Origin of the sequence: Kineococcus indalonis, assembly GCF_009906395.1 — a bacterium.
GTDB classification, from domain to species: domain Bacteria; phylum Actinomycetota; class Actinomycetes; order Actinomycetales; family Kineococcaceae; genus Kineococcus; species Kineococcus indalonis.
The window spans coordinates 1-4,221 of the sequence record NZ_JAAALM010000365.1 but is presented as its reverse complement, the minus strand read 5'-3'; the positions used below and the strand labels follow the sequence as shown (position 1 = coordinate 4,221).

General features: G+C 78.1%; 4 protein-coding genes. 1 reads left to right on the top strand and 3 read right to left on the bottom strand.

Annotated features, from left to right (window positions below):
* The first annotated feature begins 87 nt into the window (after positions 1-87).
* A complete protein-coding gene (locus GTR00_RS15765) occupies positions 88-993 on the top strand; it encodes a hypothetical protein (protein ID WP_166612543.1) in 906 nt (301 codons plus the stop codon).
* A 22-nt stretch (positions 994-1,015) separates the two neighbouring features.
* On the opposite strand, the gene dxs is transcribed toward GTR00_RS15765, so the two are convergent.
* The 3 genes from dxs to GTR00_RS24200 form a co-directional block, all read right to left on the bottom strand.
* Positions 1,016-2,935, bottom strand: coding sequence for a 1-deoxy-D-xylulose-5-phosphate synthase (gene dxs / locus GTR00_RS15760; protein ID WP_166612542.1), 1,920 nt, complete (start codon positions 2,933-2,935; stop codon positions 1,016-1,018).
* Between the two features lie 162 nt (positions 2,936-3,097).
* Complete coding sequence (locus GTR00_RS15755; RefSeq protein WP_323132525.1) at positions 3,098-3,478, bottom strand: hypothetical protein; 381 nt, start codon at positions 3,476-3,478, stop codon at positions 3,098-3,100.
* Positions 3,479-3,534: 56 nt separating this feature from the next.
* Positions 3,535-4,134 carry a TetR/AcrR family transcriptional regulator gene (locus GTR00_RS24200; protein WP_166612541.1) on the bottom strand — a complete coding sequence of 200 codons (600 nt, stop codon included), beginning with the start codon at positions 4,132-4,134 and terminating at the stop codon, positions 3,535-3,537.
* Between the last annotated feature and the right edge of the window lie 87 nt (positions 4,135-4,221).

Here is a 4,221-nt window from a genome sequence, read left to right as displayed (position 1 = left end):
CCGCCGGGAGGCGAGCGCTGACCCGTTCGGCCCAGCGGCGCGCGGCGCGGCGGGGCGCCGCGGCACCGGTCGCCTACGGTCGCTGCCGTGAACCGCGAGCAGCCGTCCTCCGTCCGGGCGTCCCTGCGGCGCTGCGTGCTGGCCGCGAGCGTGCTGGACGACCTGGACGTGGACCCCGACGACGACGCGGTGCACCTGCCCGGGTGCGCGCCGCTGGCGTGGTCGGAGGTGGCGCGGGCCGCCGGAGCGCTGCCCGCGCCACCCGGCGTCGACCCGAGCGGCGTCGACCCGAGCGGCAGCGCGGCCGGCACGGACCCGGCGGGTCGGGTCGTGGCCGGCGACGGCCCCGGGGCGGCCGCGCGCTGGCGGGTGCGCCAGCTGCTCCTGGCCCACCGGGAGGTGCACCGGTGCGCCGCGCGCCGGGTGGCGCTGGCGGTGCCCCGGGGTGCTCAGCGGCACCCAGGCGGGGGCTGGGCGGCCACGGCCGTGCTGGGTGGCGCGCTGGACCTGGGCCCGGGCGTGGTGGTGGCGGCGCGCGACGGGCGCGAGCGCGTGGTGCCGGTGCCGACGGCCTCGGCTCGGGCCACCGGCGGGCCGGAGGGGCTCACCGCGGCGCTGCTGGAGCACCTGGAGACCATGGGCTCCCTGGCCGCGCAGCGGCTGCAGCGCGACGACGGCGCGCGCGGCGGCGGGGTGCTGCGACCGGTGGGCGGGTGCGACGTGCCGACGCTGCTGGCGGCGGCGAGCCTGCGCGGGTACCTGGTGGCCGGCCCCGGCCGCGAGGCCGGCAGCGTGCTGCGGGCGGTGGCGGTGCCGGACCGCACGCGCGGCTGGTTCGACCTGGCGCGCGTGGACCCCGCGTTCGTGGTGGCCGCCTGGGCGGTGACCGACCTCGCCGACCGCGGGGCGCGCCGCCCGCTGCTGGTCACCCGCGAGGAGGTGGCGCCGGCCCCCGCCGCGCCGGACGTGGCGGGGGCCGTGCTGCGGCTGTGAGGGCGCCGCGGCGGGGCGGGGCTCAGGCGGCCGGGCCGCCGGTGGCGGGCTCGCGCACCGGGGCGCCGGCGCTGCGGGCCACGGACTCCACGACGGCGCGCGCGATGGCCTGCGGCGCCAGGCCCACCTCGTCGAGGATCGCCTCGCGCGAGCCGTGGTCGAGGAAGCGCTGCGGCAGGGCGAAGGTCAGCACCGGGGTGGGCACCGCGCGGTGGCGCAGCTCCTGGCCCAGCGCCCAGCCCAGGCCCCCGACCTCGCCGCAGTCCTCCACGACCGCGACGTGCTGGTGGGCGGCGGCCAGCTCCACCAGGGACTCCTCCACCGGGACCACCCAGCGCGGGTCGACCACGGTGACGCCCACGCCGTGGGCCCGCAGGCGGGCGGCCACGTCCAGGGCGCGCGGCACCAGGGAGCCGACGGCGACCAGCAGGACGTCGTCGCCCTGGGCCCACTGGGCGCCCTCGAGGACGTCGACGGTGCCGGAGCGGGCGATGGCCGGCAGGTCGGCCGGCACCTTGCCCTTGCTGAAGCGCAGCACCGTGGGGGCGTCCTCGACGGCGACGGCCTCGCGCAGCTCCTCGCGCAGCGTGGTGGCGTCGCGGGGCGCGGCCATGCGCAGGCCGGGCACCAGGCGGCAGATGCTGGCGTCCCACATGCCGTGGTGGCTGGCGCCGTCGGGGCCGGTGACGCCGGCGCGGTCCAGGACGAACGTGACGCCGGCGCGGTGCAGCGCCACGTCGAGCAGCACCTGGTCGAAGGCGCGGTTGAGGAAGGTGGCGTAGACGGCGACGACGGGGTGCAGCCCGCCGGCGGCCATGCCGGCGGCGGAGGTCACCGCGTGCTGCTCGGCGATGCCGACGTCGAAGACGCGCCCGGGGTGGGCGCGCGCGAACGGCTCCAGGCCCACGGGGATGCGCATGGCGGCGGTGACGCCCACGACGTCCTCGCGCAGGGCCGCCAGGGCGACCATCTCGTCGGCGAACACGCTGGTCCAGGAGGAGCCGGAGCTGGCCTGCGCCTCGCCGGTCTCGGGGTCGATGACGCCGACGGCGTGGAAGTGGTCGGCGTCGTCGGCCAGGGCGGGCTGGTAGCCGCGGCCCTTCTGGGTGATGGCGTGCACGATGACGGGGCCGCCGTAGGAGCGGGCGCGGCGCAGGGCGTGCTCGACGGCCTCGACGTCGTGGCCGTCGACGGGGCCGACGTACTTCAGGCCCAGGTCCTCGAAGAGCCCCTGCGGGGCGACGATGTCCTTGATGCCCTTCTTCATCCCGTGCAGGGTCTCGTAGGCCAGCCGGCCGGGGGCGCCGCCGCGCTTGAGGGACTGCTTGCCCCAGTCCAGGAGCTTCTCGTACTCCCGGGTGGTGCGCAGCGTCGCCAGGTGCGAGGCCATGCCGCCGATGGTGGGGGCGTAGGAGCGCTCGTTGTCGTTGACCACGATGATCACGGGGCGGTCGGCGGCGGCGATGTTGTTCAGCGCCTCCCAGGCCATGCCGCCGGTCAGGGCGCCGTCGCCGATGACGGCCACGACGCGCCGGTCGCGCTCGCCGCGCAGCTCGAACGCCTTGGCCAGGCCGTCGGCCCAGGACAGCGACGCGGAGGCGTGCGAGTTCTCCACGACGTCGTGCTCGCTCTCGGCGCGCGAGGGGTAGCCGGACAGCCCCCCGGCCTCGCGCAGGTGCGAGAAGTCCTGCCGGCCGGTGAGCAGCTTGTGCACGTAGCTCTGGTGGCCGGTGTCGAAGACGAGGCGGTCGCGCGGGGAGTCGAAGACCCGGTGCAGGCCGATGGTCAGCTCGACCACGCCCAGGTTGGGGCCGAGGTGGCCGCCGGTGCGGCTGACCGCGGCGACCAGGAAGTCGCGCACCTCGGCGGCCAGCTGGGGCAGCTGCTCCGGGGGCAGGTGCTTGAGGTCCTCCGGCCCCTTGATGTTCTCGAGCAGCCCCATGCGGGGTGGCCTCCTGTGCGGCGGGTTCGGTGCGGTCGGTGCGGTCGGCGTGGGTTCGTCGTCCGGGCGAGTGTAGGAGCCGGGTGCGACCTCAGCGCGGCCAACCGCCCCCTGTCGGCCCAGCCCGCACAGGACTCCCACACACCTCGTCCCCCGCGGGGCTCACAGCCGCGGGGCGGGGCGCTCGCCGAGCAGGGCGCGCTGCAGCAGGCCGACCGCGCGGGCCAGGCGCAGCAGGCGCAGCTCCTCGCGCTCCAGCACCCAGAAGACGCGCGGGGCGACCTCCGGCGGCAGGTGGGCGGCGAGGTCGCGCCGGGCGGAGGCGGTGGCGCGGCGCACGGCGTCCTGCTGGGCGGCGACGTGGTGGCCGACCAGCCACGCCAGCAGCAGCGGGTGCTGGCGCACCGGCGGGTAGCCGCGGTACTCCGGCGGCGCCTGGTCCAGCAGCCAGGCCACCGCGGTGTCCTGCCAGCGCTGCGCCCCGGGCGGGGGCACCTCGGCGGGCCAGCCGGGCGGGCCGTGGCGGGGCGCGGGCGGCTCCACGACCACCTCCCCCACCACCGCTGCGAACAGGTGTTCGAGCGTAGCGCGGGGAGCGCCTACGCCCGGTCGGGGCGCAGCAGGGTCGCGGTCACGGTGGCGGACAGGTGGCGCTGGGCGGCGCCGGCGGTCAGCCGGCCCAGCCGCACGCCGTCGGCGGCGCCCACCAGCAGCCACGTCAGCAGCGCCAGCACCCACTCGGGGTCCACCTCCACGCGGAAGTGCCCGCTCTCCTGGCCCCGGCGCACCAGCCGGCGCAGCTGCTCCTCCGTCCGCGCGCTGCGCTCCAGCAGCGAGGCCTCCACGTGCTCCTCCAGCGGTTGCAGGCCCAGCAGGCCGACCACCGGGGCCAGGCCACCCAGGGCCTGCACCACCCGCTCCAGGGCCTGCACCGGCGCGCCCTCCTCGGGGGCGGCCTCGTCCACGGCCCGCACGTACGCCCGGGCCGCGGCACCGCACAGCTCGGCGACCAGCGCGGCGCGGGAGGGGAAGCGCCGGAACAGCGTGGCCCTGCTGACCCCGGCCGCCGCCGCCAGCTCCTGCATGGAGGCCGCCGGCGCCAGCGCAAGGTGCCGCGCGGCCGCGGCGGCGACCGGGTCGGCGAAGACCCCGTCGAAGGAGGCCGGGCGCGAGGACCCGGAGGGGGCGGCGGTGCTCACCGCCCGATCGTACGCGGCTGAGACAAGTGCGTCCCAGGTGACGTGCCGTCGTCGCACGCCGGGCACGGGGACGCACTTGTCTCAGCC

Coding starts and splice junctions, on each gene's coding strand:
- dxs (WP_166612542.1), bottom strand. CDS start 2,935: ATGGGGCTGCTCGAGAACATCAAGGGGCCGGAGGACCTCAAGCACCTG.